Here is a 16,792-nt window from a genome sequence, read left to right on the forward strand (position 1 = left end):
CACTCAATTTAGCCATTGTCGACGGCGACGGTGCCCACCACTGGCGAAGATCCCGCACAGCAGGGCGATCAGTGCGACGGCCCCGCCGGTGACGAACCATTGCTGTTGCTCGGTCAGCCAGCGGGTCAAGGCGCCGCCCTGTGTCTCTTTGAGTTGCTGGGCCAGGCGTTGGTTCTCTTGGCGAAGGCGACTCAATTGGGCGCTTTCGCGGGCAGCATCTGCGCTTTGCAGTTGCTTGCTCAGTTCTTCACGCTGGCGTTCGCTTTCTTTCAAACGTTGCTGCAACTCGGTGATCTGGGCGCCGACACTCAAGGACAGGGGCGTGGAACTGCCGGTGTTCGAGGTTTCTTCAGCGTGGGCCGAAGCCCCGATCATTACCACTGCCAACAGACACAACTGACGTAAGCGCATCGGAACTCCTGATTCCACACGAATATTCAGAACGTTGTCGGCAGGTTACCGAGAATAATGAGCCATTAGGCGTACGCCGAACCGATAAGGTTCGGCGCGGCCGTTATCAAGGCAGGACTTGCTTGAACGGCTTGATCACGACGTCAGCGTATACGCCGGCGGCGACATAAGGATCAGCCTTGGCCCAGGCCTGGGCATCGGCCAGGGAGGCGAACTCGGCAACGATCAGGCTCCCGGTGAAACCCGCATCGCCTGGGTCGTTGCTGTCTACCGCCGGGTGCGGGCCGGCCAGCACGATACGGCCTTCGGCCTGCAGCTGCTTGAGGCGCTCGACATGGGCCGGGCGTACGCTCAGGCGTTTTTCCAGCGAGTTGGCCACGTCGGTGGCAATGATTGCGTAGAGCATGTCAGTCCTCGGTTTTAGGCGTGGTAGGGGCAACGTCATGCAGGTGGCGCGACAGGTAGATACCCTGGCCTATCAGGAACAACACGGTCATGGCCAGGCTGCCGAACACTTTGAAGTCGACCCAGTAATCCTGGAAGGTAAAGGCCACGAACAGGTTGGCGGCGCCGCAGAACAGGAAAAACACGATCCAGGCCACGTTCAAGCGTGTCCACACCGGCTCCGGCAGGGTCAGCGCATGGCCCATGATTCGCTTGATCAGCAGGCGATCACCAATGAAGTGGCTGCCGATAAAGACCAGCGCGAACAGCCAGTTCACCACCGGCGCTTTCCATTTGAGGAAGGTTTCGCTGTGGAAGGCCAGGGTCAGTCCGCCGAATACCAGGCAGGCAATGAGGGTGAGCCATTGGCTTTTTTCCAGCTTGCGCTGGGAGATGAAGATAGCGCCATAGACGACGATAGAGCTGATGATCAGGACGGCGGTGGCGCTGTAGATGCCCCCGAACGACACCGGGTGACCGGCGATATCGATGACCCTGGGGTCGAGTTTGGTAACGATGAAAAACAGCAACAGCGGGATGAAGTCGATGAATTGTTTCACAGTAAGAGCCAGAAGCTGGATGTGGCGGCATAATAACAAACATCCTTGGTAGCGAAAGCGCCAGCTGACTTGAGGTTACACATCCCCGTGAATGTTGATTTGCACTGCCACAGCACGGCCTCAGACGGCGCCCTGGCGCCCGCGGTACTGGTCGCGCGTGCGTTTGAAAAAGGCGTGCGAGTCCTGGCGTTGACCGACCACGACACCCTCGAAGGTCTCGACGAGGCCCGGGTCGCGGCCCACAGCCTAGGCATGCAGCTGGTCAACGGCGTGGAATTGTCCTGCACCTGGGGCGGCGCCACCATTCATGTGCTCGGCTACGGTTTCGATCAACAGGCCCCGCCGCTGGTGCAGGCCATCGCCGATTTGCACGATGGCCGCTGGCTGCGGTCCGAAGAGATAAGTCGCAAGCTCAGCCTCAAAGGCATGCCCAACGCCCTTGATGGCGCCCGCGCCATCCAGCAGGAACTGGGCGACAGCGGTAATGCACCGGCCCGGCCGCACTTTGCCGACTGGATGGTGCGTGAAGGCTTTGTCAAAGATCGCGCCGAAGCCTTTCGCAAATGGCTGGGCGCCGGCAAGTTGGGCGATGTGAAGCAACACTGGCCGACCCTGGAAGACACGGTCGGGACCCTGCGTGCCTCCGGCGCCTGGGTGAGCCTGGCCCACCCCTGGCATTACGATTTCACCCGCAGCAAGCGCCGCAAGCTGATCAGCGACTATATTGGAGCGGGCGGCCACGCGATCGAAGTGGTCAACGGGCATCAACCCGCCGAACAGGTTGGCAGCCTGGCGATTCTTGCCCGCGAATTTGGTCTGCTGGTCAGTGCCGGCAGTGATTTTCATGGTCCAGGTGGGTGGTCCGAAATCGGCGAGTATCGCCAGGTACCCGAAGACCTGCCGCTCTTGTCGGGGCGATTCAAGCATGACCCCATTACTGCCACCGTCTGAACAGGTAGAGCACGTGAGTCAATTCTTCCAGATTCATCCGGAAAACCCCCAGGCGCGCCTGATCAAACAGGCCGTCGAGATCATTCGCGCCGGCGGCGTGGTGATCTACCCGACTGATTCGTCCTACGCCATCGGTTGCCAGATCGGCGACAAGGGCGCGGTGGAGCGTGTAAGACGCCTGCGCCAGTTGGACGACAAGCACAACTTTGCGCTGATCTGCAGCGATCTGTCCCAACTTGGGCTGTTCGCCAAGGTCGATACCGGCACTTTCCGCCTGCTCAAGGCGCACACGCCGGGGCCCTACACCTTTATTCTCAACGCCACCCGCGAAGTGCCGCGCCTGCTGCTGCACCCGAAGAAGCGCACCATCGGCCTGCGAGTCCCGGAGCATCCTATTGCTCTGGCGCTGCTCGAAGAGCTGGGTGAGCCGTTGATGAGCGTGTCGCTGATCATGCCGGGTGAGGATGAGCCTCTGTACGACCCATACGAAATGCGCCGCCTGCTGGAAAAGCACGTCGACCTGATCATCGACGGCGGTTACGGCGGCAACAAAGCCTCCACCGTGATCAACCTGGCCGACGGCGAACCCGAAGTGATCCGCGTGGGTTGCGGCGACCCGGCGCCGTTCATGGTCGAGGCCTGAATGTCGGCCGTGGAAACCGTCGACAGCCAGGCGGGCGCCCAGCAGGAACTGCCGTTTGCCATGGTGTATGGCCAGGCGGTCATGGAAATGCCCCTGGACCTGTACATTCCGCCGGACGCCCTCGAAGTCTTCCTTGAAGCCTTCGAAGGCCCGCTGGACTTGCTGCTCTACCTGATTCGCAAGCAGAACATCAACATCCTCGACATCCCGGTAGCGGAAATCACCCGCCAGTACATGGGCTATGTCGAGCTGATGCAATCGGTGCGCCTGGAACTGGCCGCCGAGTACCTGGTGATGGCCGCCATGCTTGCCGAGATCAAGTCGCGCATGCTGCTGCCGCGCTCGGAGACGGTCGAAGCCGAAGAAGACGACCCGCGCGCCGAACTGATCCGCCGCCTGCAAGAGTACGAACGCTTCAAGGCCGCCGCCGAAGGCATCGACGGCTTGAGCCGCGTGGGCCGCGACGTCGTAGTGCCGAAACTCGACGCGCCTGAAGCCCGCGCGCGCAAGTTGCTGCCGGACGTGAGCCTGGAAGAATTGCTGATGTCCATGGCCGAGGTGCTGCGCCGTGGCGATATGTTTGAAAGCCACCAGGTCAGCCGCGAGGCGTTGTCGACCCGCGAGCGCATGAGCGATGTGCTGGAACGCCTCAAGGGCGGCGGTTTCGTGCCCTTTGTCGAGCTGTTCACCGCTGAAGAGGGGCGCCTGGGGGTGGTGGTGACCTTTATGGCGATCCTTGAATTGGTCAAGGAATCGTTGGTCGAGCTGGTCCAGAATGAGCCTTTTGCGGCTATCCACGTGCGGGCGCGAGCCGAATAAAGAGCTGAATCGATGAATCTGACTGAACCCCGCGAACTGGCGCCGCTGCTGGAGGCGTTTCTCCTGGCCTCTGGCAAACCGCAATCTTTGGAACGCCTGTTCGAGCTCTTTGAAGAAGCCGAGCGCCCTGAGCCGCCGGTGTTCAAGAAGGCGCTGGAGATCCTGCGCAAGTCCTGCGATGGCCGCGCCTTTGAATTACGCGAAGTGGCGTCGGGTTACCGCCTGCAGATCCGTGAGAAGTTTTCCCCCTGGGTCGGCCGTTTGTGGGAAGAGCGTCCGCAACGTTATTCGCGGGCGATGCTGGAGACCATGGCGCTGATCGCCTATCGCCAGCCGATCACCCGGGGCGAGATCGAGGATGTGCGGGGCGTGGCGGTCAACAGCCATATCGTCAAGACCTTGCTGGAGCGCGAGTGGATCCGCATCGTCGGCTACCGCGACGTGCCCGGCAAACCGGCGATGTTCGCCACCACCAAGGTGTTTCTCGACCATTTCAACCTGAAAAACCTCGACGACCTGCCGCCGCTGGCCGAACTGCGCGAGATGGAGGCCGAGCCGGTGCTCGACTTCGACGACGCCCCGGTGCCCGCGAGCCTGCAGGAATTGGCCGACGCCAGCGCCGAGCCGGAAGAGCCGAAGGACGAGACCAGTTTTCATACGTTGTTGCTGGAATTGGACGACATGGAGCAGGGCATCAAGACTGACTTCGACGACCTGCTGCGTGACGGCGTCGCCGAACCTGAAACTCAACCGAACGTTGAGGCTGAGCCTGAAGTCGAAGCAGAACCTGAGCCAGAGGAAGACATCCTTGGCGTTGCTGAGGCCCGCGAAAAACTCCTCGCCGCCGTCGCCGCTCTCGAACAACCGCCTTTGAGCGACGAAGAAGACGAAGCCCGGGCCCTGGCCGAAGCCATCGAAGCCGAGCGCCGCCAGTTCGAAGACTGACGCTCCCACATTTAGATCTCCAGTGTCAGGTACAAAACATGAGTTCCACCAAAGACCCCTGCATCAGCATCTGCAAATTCAGCGATGACATCTGCGTCGGTTGTGGCCGCAGCAAGCGTGAGATCCGCGCCTGGAAGAAACTCGACAAAGCCGACAAGCGCAGCGTCCTGGCCGAAGCCGAGCTGCGATTGCTGGCCCTGGGCGCCACCGGTCGGCGGAAAAGCAAATGACTTGGCGCTTATCGACTAGTCTGTGATGCGCAACGCGCGTCTTGCGCGTATGATTCGCGACCCTTTGCCGAGCTATTCGGCCAAAGCCCCGCTTTCAACACTCTTCAGGCCACGCCTGAATCGACCCACCGGGAGGTGCTTAAGATGAACGACAAAGACCAGAACGACAGCCAGGAAATCGGCCCAGCAGGCGAAAAACTGCAGAAGGTGCTGGCGCGTATCGGCGTGGGCTCGCGCCGCGACGTCGAAGCCTGGATCACCCAGAAGCGCATCAAGGTCAACGGCGTCGAGGCCACCCTCGGCCAGCGCGTCGACCTGCACGATGCAATCACCATCGATGGCAAGGTCATCAAGCGTGAAGAGGCCGCCGAATCGGTGCGCCGCGTGATCATGTACAACAAGCCCGATGGTGAGATCTGCACCCGTGACGACCCGGAAGGCCGTCCGACCGTGTTCGACAAGATGCCTAAGCCGAAGGAAGGCCGTTGGATCAACATCGGTCGTCTGGACATCAACACCACCGGCTTGTTGATGTTCACCACTGACGGTGAGCTGGCCAACCGCCTGATGCACCCGTCCTACGAGATGGACCGCGAGTACGCCGTGCGTGTACGTGGTGAAGTCGATGATGAGATGATCGAGCGCCTGAAGGCTGGCGTGGTGCTGGAAGACGGCCCGGCCAAGTTCACCGACATCAAGCAAGCGCCTGGTGGTGAAGGTTTCAACCACTGGTACCACTGCGTGGTAATGGAAGGCCGTAACCGTGAAGTACGTCGCCTGTGGGAATCCCAGGGCCTGGTGGTCAGCCGCCTGAAGCGCGTGCGTTTCGGTCCGGTGTTCCTCAACTCCGATCTGCCGATGGGCCGCTGGCGCGAAATGAGCCAGTACGAAGTCGACATTCTCAGCGCCGAAGTCGGCCTGACGCCCGTCGCTATGCCGCAGATGAACGCCAAGAGCAAAGACAAGCTTGAGCGTATGCAGCGTAAATCGTCGCGCCCTGTGGCTCGCACCGAACGGGTTGCCCGCACCCTGCGCCCTGCGCTGAATGCACCGGCGACCGGCGGTCGTATTTCCCGTGAACCGCAGATTGAAGGTGAGCGTCGTCCAACCGCGCCGTCGCGCCAGGAAGGTGAGCGTGCGCCACGTGCGCCGCGTCCTGCTCCGTCGGGTGGTCGCAGCAATCGCGGTGAAGCCGAGCGCCCAGCGGACAACGCCAGCACCAAGCGTCCAGCCAAGCCAGCAGCGAACAAACGCCCTGGCCCGAAATTGGTCGCGGACGAGCCATCGGGCAAGCGCCGTGGCGCCCCAGCCGGTTCGGGTCAGCGTCCGGGTTTTGGTCGCAAGAAGCCGCAGTGATGCGCTAAACGCTGCACAAAAACGCCAACCCTCGGGTTGGCGTTTTTTTTGGATCTGGATTTGAAATGCATTCAATCGTGGGAGCTGGCTTGCCTGCGATGGCGGTGGGTCATTGGGTAAATATGCCAACTGATCCACCGCCATCGCGGGCAAGCCCGGCTCCCACAGGGGCCCTCGTCATCCTGATGTGCTTCTAAAACGCGAAGGTGCCATCAAACACCGGCTTGTCGTCGAGCGCCAATACCCCGCTGGCAAAGATCAAATCCAGGTGATGGCTGCCTTTCTGCCCGCCCCCCAGGCCCAGGTGCAACCCACAATGGCGCTCCTCAAACCCGGCATTGCGCGCATACAGGTCCTTCACGCCTTCATTGGTGCCAATCCCGAGTTCTTCCACACGCCGGTTCGACGGGTTGGCGTTCAGGTACTTATTGAAGTCGTCCGCCAGCCCCGGCACGTCACTGGCCACGCTGCAGATGGTCGAGTTCTCGATCCACAGCTCCAGCGGTGACGCCAGCACGCCATATTTGCGTGCGAACGGGATGGTGCTGAGAAAGGTGCCGACAAACCGCACCTGGCCATTGATGGCCTCGCTGTGGGTGGCGATCTCGCCGGGGGCCAAGTCGTGGTTGCCGATGCCGTTGATATTGGTCCACTTCTTGATGCTGCTCATCGGCGCTTCCAGGCGTGAGCCGTGCTTGTCGGTAAAGCTCAACACCGTGGCCTGGGACATGCGCCGGATCAGCGTGGCATTGAGGTCAGCAATGCGCTGGGGCTCGACGCTGAAGGTGTCGTAGAAGTAGTCGCCGTAATCCTTGAACAGCAGGGACTTTTTCCAGTGCTCAGCCATCACGCCTTGCAGGGCGCGGATAAAGTCCGGGCCTTCGGCGCTTGGGTTGGGCAAGGTCGAGGAATCGTAGAGAAACAGGTACAGGTCGCAGGCTTCAATGGCCTCGGCCAGGGTGTCGCTGGCGGCCAGTTCCAGGCGCTGCACCTGGAAGTTGAAGCGGGCGGCGCTGCTGTGGGTGATCGCCTGGGCGATGGCGTCGTAGCGCTCGGTATGGCCCAGCAGCACGGTGGGGCTACTCAGGCCATTGAGGGCCGGATGGTGCGCGAGGTAGTAGAGAAAGTGTTCGACGGCGCGGGCCTTGTCCATGACGTACTTCCTTCTGTGCCTTGGGTAAGGGGGCAGGTGCCGTGCACGGCACCTGCCGAATGCCTGCCGGTTTTTAGAATGGCCACATCGCGGTGCCGAAGGGCACAACGGCATCGGCTTGCATCATTTCAACGGCGGCCTCATGGGTCGGCGCTTCAAACCAATCGTCGAGTTGCAGTTCGGTTTCCAGGTCGTTTTCCAGTGCTTGCATGGTGTATCTCCTAGAGGACGTTGTTTGAGAACGGCTTGCCAACGGACTTCGCTGGCAAGTGGGAAGAACCTAGGAGAGAGTGTTTCAAAATGCAAAATTTTTATTGACACGGTTTCATTTGGATTTTTTGTTCTGTTTTTTTGAGCGGGCTATTTCTTGAATAAATACAGGGAACTGGCGCGACTAATCTTTCGGAAATTTCCTACCGCCAATTTTTATCGAGATCATGGCTGTAACGTTAATTTTCCGTGCTGTAACGATTAATTTACGAGTAAATGGCGACATTATTGGTCGATCCAGCCCTGTAAGGATTACCTGACAGATCGTCGCACGCTTCTTTCGAGGGCGCCCTCAAGCTGGCGAGCGGTGTACAATCCGCCGCGTTTTACTGTGACCCCCTTGCGTAACCACGCAAAAGGCCAAGACCTCGGGGTGTACCCGCCCTGATCACTCCGCCTGGCCACGAGCCGGACGGGTTCGATTTCGTCACAGATAAAAACAAACAGGTGACGCATGACCGTTAGAAAGACGCTGTACTCCTGGTGCCTGCGCTGGGGTTTGAGCGGCGCTGCTTGAGTCGGTAATTCAAGGCAGCAACCTGCATTCAACATCATCAAACCTTGCGTGAGAGCCTTTTCATGAGTGTTCCCCCTTCCTCTTCAGGCGAGCTAAAACGCGGCCTGAAAAACCGGCATATCCAGTTGATCGCCCTCGGTGGCGCCATCGGCACCGGCTTGTTCCTCGGCTCGGCCGGGGTGCTCAAATCCGCCGGCCCGTCGATGATCCTGGGCTATGCCATTTGTGGCTTCATTGCCTTCATGATCATGCGCCAGCTCGGCGAAATGATCGTCGAAGAGCCGGTCGCCGGTTCCTTCAGCCACTTTGCCCACAAATACTGGGGCGGTTTCGCCGGCTTCCTGTCGGGCTGGAACTGCTGGATCCTGTACATTCTGGTGGGCATGTCGGAGCTGACGGCTGTCGGCAAGTACGTGCACTACTGGTGGCCGGAGATTCCGACCTGGGTCTCGGCCGCAGCCTTCTTCGTGCTGATCAACCTGATCAACCTGGCCAACGTCAAGGTTTTCGGTGAGGCAGAGTTCTGGTTCGCCATCATCAAGGTGGTGGCCATCGTCGGTATGATCGCCCTGGGCAGCTATCTGCTGGTCAGCGGCAGCGGCGGGCCACAGGCCTCGGTGACCAACCTGTGGGAACACGGCGGGTTCTTCCCCCATGGCGTCGGCGGGCTGGTGATGGCCATGGCGATCATCATGTTCTCCTTCGGCGGCCTGGAAATGCTCGGCTTTACCGCCGCTGAAGCGGACCAGCCACGCACGGTGATCCCAAAAGCGATCAACCAGGTGATCTACCGCATCCTGATCTTCTACATCGGTGCTCTGGTCGTGCTGCTGTCGCTGACCCCATGGGACAGCCTGTTGACCACCCTCAACGCCTCCGGTGATGCCTACAGCGGCAGCCCGTTCGTGCAAGTGTTCTCGATGCTGGGCAGCAACACCGCTGCGCATATCCTCAACTTCGTGGTCCTGACGGCGGCGCTGTCGGTGTACAACAGTGGCACCTACTGCAACAGCCGTATGCTGCTGGGCATGGCCGAGCAGGGCGACGCGCCCAAGGCCCTGGCGAAGATCGACAAGCGCGGTGTGCCAGTGCGTTCCATCCTCGCGTCGGCGGCGATTACCCTGGTCGCCGTGTTGATGAACTACCTGATCCCGCAACACGCGTTGGAACTGTTGATGTCCCTGGTGGTGGCCACATTGGTGATCAACTGGGCGATGATCAGCTTCTCGCACTTCAAGTTCCGCCAACACATGAACCGTACCGGCCAGGTGCCGTTGTTCAAGGCGCTCTGGTACCCGTACGGCAACTATGTATGCTTGGCGTTCGTGGTGTTTATCCTGGTGATCATGCTGATGATTCCGGGGATCCAGGTGTCGGTGTACGCGATCCCGGTGTGGGTGGCGTTCATGTGGGTGTGTTACGGCATCAAGAACAAGCGCGTTGCGCAGCGAGCCTTGGAGGTGGCTGCCCCAGCAGTGAAGTGAGGCGTGCGTGAGATAAACCAAACCCGGCCTTGTGCCGGGTTTGTTGTTTCAGGAATGGGCGCGCGCATTCGCGTATCCTTGGTTGCCCCCACAGAGGATCCCGCTGCCCATGCTGGTGATTTCCAACAACGTCCACCTGCCCGACGCCGAGATTGAGCTGACCGCCATTCGCGCCCAGGGTGCGGGTGGGCAGAACGTCAACAAGGTGTCGAGTGCGGTGCACCTGCGTTTTGACATCCCGGCGTCGTCGCTGCCGGAGTTCTATAAGGAGCGCTTGCTGGCGCTGCGCGACAGTCGTATCACCAGCGAGGGCGTGCTGGTGCTCAAGGCCCAGCAATACCGGACCCAGGAGCAGAACCGCGCGGATGCGTTGGAGCGTCTGGTGGAATTGATCCTCAGCGCCACCAAGGTGGAGAAGAAACGCCGCCCGACCAAGCCGACCCTGGGGTCGAAAAAGCGCCGCCTCGAATCCAAGACCAAGCGCGGCAGTATCAAGGCCGGGCGCGGCAAGGTCGACTTCTAGTCGCCACGCGCCTCACGGGCCTTGGGTGCCTGGCGGTACAGGTACACGCTCAGCAACAGACCACCGAGGGCGGCAAGCGCGGCGAACAGGAAGATCGACGCAAAGCCGAAGCCGGCTGCGACAGCCCCGGCGAGTGGTCCGGTGATGCCCAGTGAAAGATCGATAAACAGCGAGTAGGCGCCCACCGCCGAGCCGCGGCTGGAGGCTGGCACCAAGTTGACGGCTTCGACGCCCAAGGCCGGAAACACCAAGGAAAAGCCGAACCCACTCAACGCCGCGCCGGCCAGGGCCAGGTTTGCGTCCGGTGCCAGCCACAGCAACAGCAGGCCGAGGATCTCCACTGACAAGCAGGCAATCGCCACGCGAAAACCGCCGATCCGGTTGATCAGGTTGCCGAACAACAACCGCGCACCGATAAAGCTGGCGCCGAACAGGCTCAGGGCCCACACCGCGTTATCCCAATGCTGGGTGGTGTAATACAAGGTGATGAAGGTGGCGATGGTGCCAAAGCCGATGGAACCCAGCGCCAAGGCGCAACCGTGGGGCAATACGCGGCCCAGCACATTCATGAAGGGCAGGCGTACGCCGGCAACAATCGGTGCAGCGACTTTGTTCCAGGCCAGCAGCAGGCCGACGATGGCCAGCAGGATAATGCTGACCCCCATGCTCCACAGTCCGAAATTTCTCACCAGCAATACGCCCAGTGGTGCGCCGACGGCCAGCGCGCCGTAGCTGGCGATACCGTTCCAGGAAATCACCTTGGCGGTGTTCTGCGCACCGACCCGGCCGATGCCCCAACCGATGGCGCCCGAGCCCACCAGGCTTTCCGCGCTGCCAAGGACCAGGCGGCCGATTAACAAGCTGCCCAGGCTCAAGGCCGGCAGGCTTGAGAACCACGCCGCGAACAGCATGAACACACCGCTCAGGCCACAGCCCACCAGGCCGATCAGCACGGCGCGCTTACTGCCCAGGTTATCGATGATTTTGCCCGCATACGGGCGGCTCAGCAGGGTGGCCAGGTATTGCACGCTGATCACCAGGCCGGCAATCACCGCGCCGTAGCCCAGTTCACTGTGGACATAGCCTGGCAATACGGCGAGGGGAATGCCGATGTTCAGGTAGCCAATGAAGGTGAACAACACGATGGAAACAACTTGCAGCGTGACCGCCATGGGGCGCTGGGTATCGGGCATGGGAGAGGTCCACTGTCGCGGCAGGTAAAGATAGGCTGCTAATGATACCGGTGGTTTGGCTCGCGCAGGGCGGTAAAACGCAAAAACCTCAGCTCAGAAAGACGTCAGGCTTGGGTAGGGGCGAGCAATTGGGTGGTGACCAGGGCGGCCAGTGCGTTTTCCTGGGTGCCGAAACGCTTGAGCAGCAGTGCTTGTTTGTCGGCGCTGAGGCGGTTCCAGATCTCGACCATCTGCAAGGCAGCGTCGAGTAAGGCGGTGTCCGGGTTGTCGGGGAGGGTATCGGTCATGGCGGGCGTCTCGATTGATTCAGGCAGTGTGGAAAGCGCTCAATGTTGCGCTTTCCACACGGTCTGGTACGGCGTCAGTCCTGGCTTTCGCTGTCGACTGGTTTTGCTTCTTTGGCCTCAGGCTGTTTGTCACTGGCCTGCTGCGGTGTTGGCTGCTCTGTAGGGTGCAGGCTTGGGAAGGGGAGATTAGGTATCTCGTGCATCGTCGTCGCTCCTCGCAAGGTCTGTTTTTTCAATCGCAGGTGATTCCGCGCTCTCAAAAAGCCTTGGCAGGATACAGCACTGCAAATGACAAAAAGATTTTAATGTCGGCAGATGGATGAACTTTCATCGTTTAAACGGTCGTTTGGCTAGAAGGGTACCTTGCCCAGGATCATGTCGCGGTACATCACGAAATCCCCCAACAGGCTGTAGAACGGGTGTTGAAAGGTCGCTGGGCGGTTCTTTTCGAAGAAGAAGTGGCCGATCCAGGCAAAGCTGTAACCGGCAATCGGCAAGGCGATCAACAGGAGAAGCGAACCTCTGCCAATGGCATACGCCAAAATGCCGATCACCAGCGTGGTGCCGATAAAGTGCAGGCGCCGGCACGTGCTGTTGGCGTGTTCGCTCAGGTAATACGGGTAGAACTCAGCAAAGCTGTTGAATCGCTTGACGTTTTCCACGGTGACCGGCCCTTTTGATTGTTGTACCGCCCAACAGATGTTCGGCGGGGAGCTTATTTGAGTCTAGAGTGATCAGTGGTAACAGCCAGTGACAATAGATGCCACTTTAGTATCCTTGGCTTCCTGGCTGCCGTTTGAGCCTGCTTTATTAAGAAGACGCCATGAGCGAACGAACAACGTCTGCAAGCTGGGCGATGGGGATAGTCAAGGCATTGGAAATGGACGGCCTGGATTGCCGCGCCTTGTTCAAGCAGCTCGGCCTCGACTACGCCGCCCTGAGCGACCCCGATGCACGGTTCCCGCAGGATTCCATGACCCGCCTGTGGCAGCGGGCGGTGGAGCTGTCGGGCAACCCGGCGATCGGCCTGAACATGGGCAAAGTGGTGCGCCCGGCGTCATTTCATGTGGCCGGTTATGCGTTGATGTCCAGCAATACCCTGGCCGAAGGCTTCATGCGCCTGGTGCGCTACCAGCGGATCATCGCTGAAAGCGCCGACCTGAGTTTCAGATTGGTCCCCGAAGGTTATGCGCTGATTCTGACGGTACACGGTGACCACCTGCCACCCACCCGGCAAAGTGCCGAAGCTTCGCTGGCCAGTGCCTTGGCCCTGTGTGGCTGGCTGACCGGTCGCACGCTGCAGCCTCGAAAAGTGGTGCTGCAAGGTGAGCAACCGGCGGACCTGGCACCCTATAAACAAGCCTTCCATGCGCCGCTGGAATTCAACGCGCCCTATGACGCGCTGATTTTCGAACAGGCGGACATGGACGCGCCGCTGCCCACGGCCAATGAGGCCATGGCCCTGCTGCATGATCGATTTGCCGGTGAATACTTGGCGCGTTTCTCGGAAAGCCGCGTGACCCACAAGGCGCGGCAGGTGTTGTGCCGCCTGTTGCCCCAGGGCGAGCCCAAGCGTGAAGTGGTAGCCCAGACGCTGCACTTGTCCCAGCGCACCTTGCAGCGGCGCTTGCAGGAGGAGGGCACCAGCTTCCAGACCCTGCTCGATGACACCCGCCGTGAACTGGCCGAGCAATACCTGGCGCAGCCCAGCATGACCCTGCTGGAAATTGCCTACCTGCTGGGCTTTGCTGACCCAAGCAACTTCTTCCGCGCATTTCGACGCTGGTTTGATGCCACGCCCGGCGAATACCGGGCGCGGTTGCTGGAAGTGTCAGGCGTCAGTGGCGCCAAAACGCCGGAATGCACAGAACAAAGACCGTAATGATCTCCAGCCGGCCGAGCAACATGCCCAGCGACAGGATCCACTTCGCCGCATCCGGCAGGCTGGCGAAATTACCCGCCGGGCCAATGGTTTCGCCCAGGCCCGGGCCTACGCCCGAGACAGTACTCGCGGCACCGGTCAAGGCAGTCATCCAGTCCAGGCCCAGCAGCGACAAGGCCAGGGCAATGGCGCAGATGGTGATGGCGAAGAAGAACGAAAAGGTCAGGATCGAGCGTACGATTTCTTCGTCAAGACGGTGGCCGTTGTACTTCTGCTTGATCACCGCACGTGGGTGAATCAGCTGGTTCAAGTTGGCTTTAAGCAGGATATAGGCGACCTGGAACCGGAAGATCTTGATCCCGCCCGCCGTGGAGCCCGAGCAGCCGCCGATAAAGCCCAGGTAGAAGAACAGCATCAGTGAGAAGTTGCCCCACAGGCTGTAGTCGCCCAGTGCAAAACCTGTAGTCGTCACCACCGACGTGACGTTCAGCGCCACATGACGCAGTGCGTCCAGCCAGTGCAGGTTGGTGGTCCACCAGTACCAGGTGCCGAGCACCAGCCAGGTCACGATCAACAAACCGAGCAGGCCTTGTACCTGCTGGTCCTTGATCAGCGCTCGGCGGTTGCCGCGCAATGTGGCCACGTACAAAGTGAACGGCAAACTGCCGAGGATCATCACCACCACCGCCACCCAGTGCACCGCCGGTTGTTTCCAGTGCGCCAGGGATTCATCAGAGGTGGAGAACCCACCGGTGGAAATCGCCGACATCGCGTGGTTGATCGCATCGAACAAGCCCATCCCAGCCCACCAGAACGCCAGGCTGCCGAGAATGGTAATACCCACGTAGGCCGCTACGATCAGCCGCGCCACCATGTGCGAGCGGGGCATGACCTTTTCCGAGCGGTCCGAGGATTCGGTCTGGAACAGGCGCATGCCACCGATGCGCAGCAGCGGCAGGATCGCTACTGCCATGCCGATAAAGCCGATACCGCCCAGCCAGTGCAGCAGTGAACGCCACATCAGGATGCCCGGCGACATGGCATCCAGGCCGCTCAGCACCGTGGAGCCAGTGGCGGTGATGCCGGACATGCTTTCGAAAAACGAGTCGGTGTAGCTGATGTGCTGGGTCAGCAAAAAGGGCAGCGCGGCGAATATGCACACCACCACCCAGCTTGTAACGGTCAGCAGGTACATGTCCCGCGGGCGCAAGTGCACATGCTCGGGACGACCGGGAATCACCAGGGCCAGGCCGGCGATAAAAGTGATCATGCTGGCCCACAGGAACGAGGGCAGGTCGCTGGTGCGTTCGAAGATCACCAGGGTTGCCATGGGCACAACCATCGCGATCGCAAGGGTGATCAGGAAGATGCCGATGATGAAACCGATGATGCGCAGGGTCGGCAACGCCATGAAATTCGCTCGGATGTTTGAGGTGGCGCCATTCTACCTGCGGTGCAGGTCTTGTAAACCGGGGCTTGGAAGCGATGTGAGTCTAATGTGGGAGCGGGCTTGCTCGCGAAGGCGGCGTGTCAGTTGAAGAATTTGTATCTGATAGACCGCATTCGCGAGCAAGCCCGCTCCCACATGGATTGTGTTGTGTCTGATTGATTGTCGACATCCGCGCACAAAAAAGGCGACCCGAAGGTCGCCTCATTTAATTGCGTACTGATCAGAACTCGTGATCAGCGCTGTCCGGGTTCAGGTCGCTGATGCCCAGCTTGCCCGCAGCGGCTTCGATCGAACCGGTCTGCTTGACCAGTGCCGCGATGGCGTCACGGACGATCTGATTGCCGGCATCGTTACCAGCAGCGATCAATTGGTCGTAGTGCTCACCCTTGTTGGCGTGGTCAACCATGACTTGGATCTTCGCTTCAGTCGCTGCCAGGTCCGCTTTCAATGCGGTATCGGCAGCCGGGTCGGCCTTGGCCACCAGGGATGACAGGCTGGCGCCGGTCATTTTGGTGCCGTCGACGCGGGTGTACTCGCCCAAATAGACGTTGCGGATACCCTTGGCGTCGTAGAAATGCGAGTTGTGGGTGTTGTCGCTGAAGCAGTCCTGCTCGTCTTCCGGCGAGTTGGCTTCCAGGGAAACCTTCATGCGCTCACCGGCCAGTTCGCCCAGGGACAGGCTGCCCATGCCGAACAGCATTTTGCGCAGGCCGTCGGTGGCAGGTTCTGCCTCCAGGGTGGCGCGGTAGTTGTCTTCGACGTTGGGTTTCCAGTTGCCGACCATTTCTTCCAGGTCACTGACCAGCAGTTGGGTCACAGCGCTCAGGTAGGCGCGGCGACGCTCGTTGTGGCCGCCGGTGGCGCCTTCGCCGGTCAGGTAGTCCGACGCAGGACGGTTGCCGGCACCTGGGCCGGTGCCGTTCAGGTCCTGGCCCCAGAGCAGGAATTCGATAGCGTGGTAGCCGGTGGCGACGTTGGCCTCGGAACCGCCCAGCTCGTTGAGGCTGGCGAGTTTTTCCGGGGTGATGTCTTTCACGTCGACCTTGTCTTCGCCGACCTGGATTTCGTTGTTGGCGATGATGTTAGCGGTAGCACCTGGGTTACCCAAGGCGTGTTCGTAGGACTTGTCGACGTAGTCGATCAGGCCTTCGTCCAGCGGCCATGCGTTCACCTGGCCTTCCCAGTCGTCGATGATGGTGTTGCCGAAGCGGAACACTTCGCTCTGCAGGTAAGGAACGCGAGCGGCGATCCAGGCGGTGCGCGCGGCTTTCAGGGTTTCGTCGTTCGGCTTGGCAAGGAATGCGTCGATCGCGGTTTGCAGGGTTTTCGCGGTGGACTCGGCATCGCTGTAGACCGCGAACACCATGTCAGCGTAATGCGCGACCACGGCCTTGGCGGCGGCTTCGTCGACCTGGCCGGCAGGCGTGGCAGCCGCTGGAGCGGTAGTGCTGGCAGCCGGGGTCGGCGCCTGGGGCGCTGCGGCCTTGTCTTTACCTTCGCCGCAACCGGCGAGAGAAATGGCAATGGCCAGCAGACTGGCGGTGGCCAGGGGCATACGAATCATGGCGAACATCCTGCTTCGGTTGTTGATGGGGCGCGCGCGGGAGCGCAAAAACTGCGACATAATGCGAAAGATTTGCATTTTGTGTAAAGGGTTAAACGCGGGAAATATTC

General features: G+C 60.4%; 19 protein-coding genes. 9 read left to right on the top strand and 10 right to left on the bottom strand.

From position 1 onward, the window contains the following. Nucleotides 1–3: 3 nt before the first annotated feature. From ACP7C6_RS09305 to ACP7C6_RS09315, 3 genes are all read right to left on the bottom strand, one after another. Entirely contained in the window at nucleotides 4–411 is a 408-nt protein-coding gene (locus tag ACP7C6_RS09305) for a translation initiation factor 2 (protein WP_028617723.1), read from the bottom strand. Nucleotides 412–517: 106 nt separating this feature from the next. Further along, a complete protein-coding gene (locus tag ACP7C6_RS09310; protein ID WP_015885584.1) occupies nucleotides 518–817 on the bottom strand; it encodes a YciI family protein in 300 nt (99 codons plus the stop codon). A 1-nt stretch (nucleotide 818) separates the two neighbouring features. Then, the gene (locus tag ACP7C6_RS09315) at nucleotides 819–1,415 is read right to left on the bottom strand and encodes a septation protein A (protein WP_068934994.1); all 597 of its coding nucleotides are present in this window, start codon (nucleotides 1,413–1,415) and stop codon (nucleotides 819–821) included. Nucleotides 1,416–1,502: 87 nt separating this feature from the next. Here ACP7C6_RS09315 and ACP7C6_RS09320 point away from each other — a divergent pair, with 87 nt between their 5' ends. From ACP7C6_RS09320 to rluB, 6 genes are all read left to right on the top strand, one after another. After that, on the top strand, nucleotides 1,503–2,366 hold the full coding sequence (locus ACP7C6_RS09320; protein ID WP_028617721.1) for a PHP domain-containing protein: 864 nt from the start codon (nucleotides 1,503–1,505) through the stop codon (nucleotides 2,364–2,366). 13 nt (nucleotides 2,367–2,379) lie between these two features. Next, nucleotides 2,380–3,009, top strand: a complete 630-nt coding sequence (locus ACP7C6_RS09325) for an L-threonylcarbamoyladenylate synthase (protein WP_016975422.1) — start codon at nucleotides 2,380–2,382, stop codon at nucleotides 3,007–3,009. A 60-nt stretch (nucleotides 3,010–3,069) separates the two neighbouring features. Further along, entirely contained in the window at nucleotides 3,070–3,828 is a 759-nt protein-coding gene (locus ACP7C6_RS09330; protein WP_171905498.1) for a segregation and condensation protein A, read from the top strand. 12 nt (nucleotides 3,829–3,840) lie between these two features. After that, nucleotides 3,841–4,773: an SMC-Scp complex subunit ScpB gene (scpB, locus tag ACP7C6_RS09335; RefSeq protein WP_068934990.1), complete on the top strand. Its 933-nt coding sequence runs from the start codon at nucleotides 3,841–3,843 to the stop codon at nucleotides 4,771–4,773. Nucleotides 4,774–4,811: 38 nt separating this feature from the next. Continuing rightward, nucleotides 4,812–5,003: a DUF1289 domain-containing protein gene (locus ACP7C6_RS09340; RefSeq protein WP_028617718.1), complete on the top strand. Its 192-nt coding sequence runs from the start codon at nucleotides 4,812–4,814 to the stop codon at nucleotides 5,001–5,003. Between the two features lie 144 nt (nucleotides 5,004–5,147). After that, nucleotides 5,148–6,359: a 23S rRNA pseudouridine(2605) synthase RluB gene (rluB, locus tag ACP7C6_RS09345; RefSeq protein WP_068934988.1), complete on the top strand. Its 1,212-nt coding sequence runs from the start codon at nucleotides 5,148–5,150 to the stop codon at nucleotides 6,357–6,359. A gap of 193 nt (nucleotides 6,360–6,552) precedes the next feature. Here the strand turns inward: rluB and ACP7C6_RS09350 are convergent, their stop codons facing one another. Both ACP7C6_RS09350 and ACP7C6_RS09355 read right to left on the bottom strand, forming a co-directional pair. Beyond that, the gene (locus tag ACP7C6_RS09350; RefSeq protein ID WP_028617717.1) at nucleotides 6,553–7,512 is read right to left on the bottom strand and encodes a hypothetical protein; all 960 of its coding nucleotides are present in this window, start codon (nucleotides 7,510–7,512) and stop codon (nucleotides 6,553–6,555) included. 73 nt (nucleotides 7,513–7,585) lie between these two features. Next, on the bottom strand, nucleotides 7,586–7,723 hold the full coding sequence (locus ACP7C6_RS09355) for a hypothetical protein (protein WP_003175756.1): 138 nt from the start codon (nucleotides 7,721–7,723) through the stop codon (nucleotides 7,586–7,588). A gap of 638 nt (nucleotides 7,724–8,361) precedes the next feature. Between ACP7C6_RS09355 and ACP7C6_RS09360 the strand changes: the two genes are divergently transcribed. After that, the gene (locus ACP7C6_RS09360) at nucleotides 8,362–9,783 is read left to right on the top strand and encodes an amino acid permease (RefSeq protein WP_095017415.1); all 1,422 of its coding nucleotides are present in this window, start codon (nucleotides 8,362–8,364) and stop codon (nucleotides 9,781–9,783) included. 109 nt (nucleotides 9,784–9,892) lie between these two features. Further along, the gene (gene arfB, locus ACP7C6_RS09365; protein WP_016975416.1) at nucleotides 9,893–10,306 is read left to right on the top strand and encodes an alternative ribosome rescue aminoacyl-tRNA hydrolase ArfB; all 414 of its coding nucleotides are present in this window, start codon (nucleotides 9,893–9,895) and stop codon (nucleotides 10,304–10,306) included. Here arfB and ACP7C6_RS09370 read toward each other — a convergent pair. The 3 genes from ACP7C6_RS09370 to ACP7C6_RS09380 all read right to left on the bottom strand — a co-directional run bounded on the left by ACP7C6_RS09370 (nucleotide 10,303) and on the right by ACP7C6_RS09380 (nucleotide 12,448). Then, nucleotides 10,303–11,499 (bottom strand): MFS transporter, encoded by a 1,197-nt coding sequence (locus tag ACP7C6_RS09370; RefSeq protein ID WP_338575670.1) that lies wholly within the window; start codon nucleotides 11,497–11,499, stop codon nucleotides 10,303–10,305. The two genes, arfB and ACP7C6_RS09370, sit on opposite strands and share 4 nt — an antisense overlap. A 104-nt stretch (nucleotides 11,500–11,603) precedes the next feature. Next, nucleotides 11,604–11,786 carry a hypothetical protein gene (locus tag ACP7C6_RS09375; RefSeq protein WP_028617713.1) on the bottom strand — a complete coding sequence of 61 codons (183 nt, stop codon included), beginning with the start codon at nucleotides 11,784–11,786 and terminating at the stop codon, nucleotides 11,604–11,606. Nucleotides 11,787–12,136: 350 nt separating this feature from the next. Continuing rightward, nucleotides 12,137–12,448, bottom strand: a complete 312-nt coding sequence (locus ACP7C6_RS09380) for a DUF962 domain-containing protein (protein WP_016975413.1) — start codon at nucleotides 12,446–12,448, stop codon at nucleotides 12,137–12,139. 161 nt (nucleotides 12,449–12,609) lie between these two features. On the opposite strand from ACP7C6_RS09380, the gene ACP7C6_RS09385 reads away from it, so the two are divergent. Beyond that, on the top strand, nucleotides 12,610–13,668 hold the full coding sequence (locus ACP7C6_RS09385; RefSeq protein ID WP_028617712.1) for an AraC family transcriptional regulator: 1,059 nt from the start codon (nucleotides 12,610–12,612) through the stop codon (nucleotides 13,666–13,668). On the opposite strand, the gene ACP7C6_RS09390 is transcribed toward ACP7C6_RS09385, so the two are convergent. Both ACP7C6_RS09390 and ACP7C6_RS09395 read right to left on the bottom strand, forming a co-directional pair. Then, the gene (locus ACP7C6_RS09390) at nucleotides 13,625–15,079 is read right to left on the bottom strand and encodes a TrkH family potassium uptake protein (RefSeq protein ID WP_028617711.1); all 1,455 of its coding nucleotides are present in this window, start codon (nucleotides 15,077–15,079) and stop codon (nucleotides 13,625–13,627) included. The genes ACP7C6_RS09385 and ACP7C6_RS09390 overlap by 44 nt on opposite strands. A 259-nt stretch (nucleotides 15,080–15,338) precedes the next feature. Then, nucleotides 15,339–16,682, bottom strand: coding sequence for an imelysin family protein (locus ACP7C6_RS09395; protein ID WP_426108646.1), 1,344 nt, complete (start codon nucleotides 16,680–16,682; stop codon nucleotides 15,339–15,341). Between the last annotated feature and the right edge of the window lie 110 nt (nucleotides 16,683–16,792).

Source organism: Pseudomonas sp. TWR1-1-4 (assembly GCF_049897165.1).
Taxonomy (GTDB): Bacteria; Pseudomonadota; Gammaproteobacteria; order Pseudomonadales; family Pseudomonadaceae; genus Aquipseudomonas; species Aquipseudomonas canadensis.

Excerpts from the sequence above, each read along its gene's own strand:
- rluB (WP_068934988.1), top strand. The coding sequence starts at position 5,148 with ATGAACGACAAAGACCAGAACGACAGCCAGGAAATCGGCCCAGCAGGC.
- ACP7C6_RS09370 (WP_338575670.1), bottom strand. The coding sequence starts at position 11,499 with ATGCCCGATACCCAGCGCCCCATGGCGGTCACGCTGCAAGTTGTTTCC.
- ACP7C6_RS09350 (WP_028617717.1), bottom strand. The coding sequence starts at position 7,512 with ATGGACAAGGCCCGCGCCGTCGAACACTTTCTCTACTACCTCGCGCAC.
- ACP7C6_RS09330 (WP_171905498.1), top strand. The coding sequence starts at position 3,070 with ATGGTGTATGGCCAGGCGGTCATGGAAATGCCCCTGGACCTGTACATT.
- arfB (WP_016975416.1), top strand. The coding sequence starts at position 9,893 with ATGCTGGTGATTTCCAACAACGTCCACCTGCCCGACGCCGAGATTGAG.
- ACP7C6_RS09385 (WP_028617712.1), top strand. The coding sequence starts at position 12,610 with ATGAGCGAACGAACAACGTCTGCAAGCTGGGCGATGGGGATAGTCAAG.
- ACP7C6_RS09395 (WP_426108646.1), bottom strand. The coding sequence starts at position 16,682 with ATGATTCGTATGCCCCTGGCCACCGCCAGTCTGCTGGCCATTGCCATT.
- ACP7C6_RS09305 (WP_028617723.1), bottom strand. The coding sequence starts at position 411 with ATGCGCTTACGTCAGTTGTGTCTGTTGGCAGTGGTAATGATCGGGGCT.
- ACP7C6_RS09310 (WP_015885584.1), bottom strand. The coding sequence starts at position 817 with ATGCTCTACGCAATCATTGCCACCGACGTGGCCAACTCGCTGGAAAAA.
- ACP7C6_RS09360 (WP_095017415.1), top strand. The coding sequence starts at position 8,362 with ATGAGTGTTCCCCCTTCCTCTTCAGGCGAGCTAAAACGCGGCCTGAAA.
- ACP7C6_RS09375 (WP_028617713.1), bottom strand. The coding sequence starts at position 11,786 with ATGACCGATACCCTCCCCGACAACCCGGACACCGCCTTACTCGACGCT.
- scpB (WP_068934990.1), top strand. The coding sequence starts at position 3,841 with ATGAATCTGACTGAACCCCGCGAACTGGCGCCGCTGCTGGAGGCGTTT.
- ACP7C6_RS09355 (WP_003175756.1), bottom strand. The coding sequence starts at position 7,723 with ATGCAAGCACTGGAAAACGACCTGGAAACCGAACTGCAACTCGACGAT.
- ACP7C6_RS09390 (WP_028617711.1), bottom strand. The coding sequence starts at position 15,079 with ATGGCGTTGCCGACCCTGCGCATCATCGGTTTCATCATCGGCATCTTC.
- ACP7C6_RS09340 (WP_028617718.1), top strand. The coding sequence starts at position 4,812 with ATGAGTTCCACCAAAGACCCCTGCATCAGCATCTGCAAATTCAGCGAT.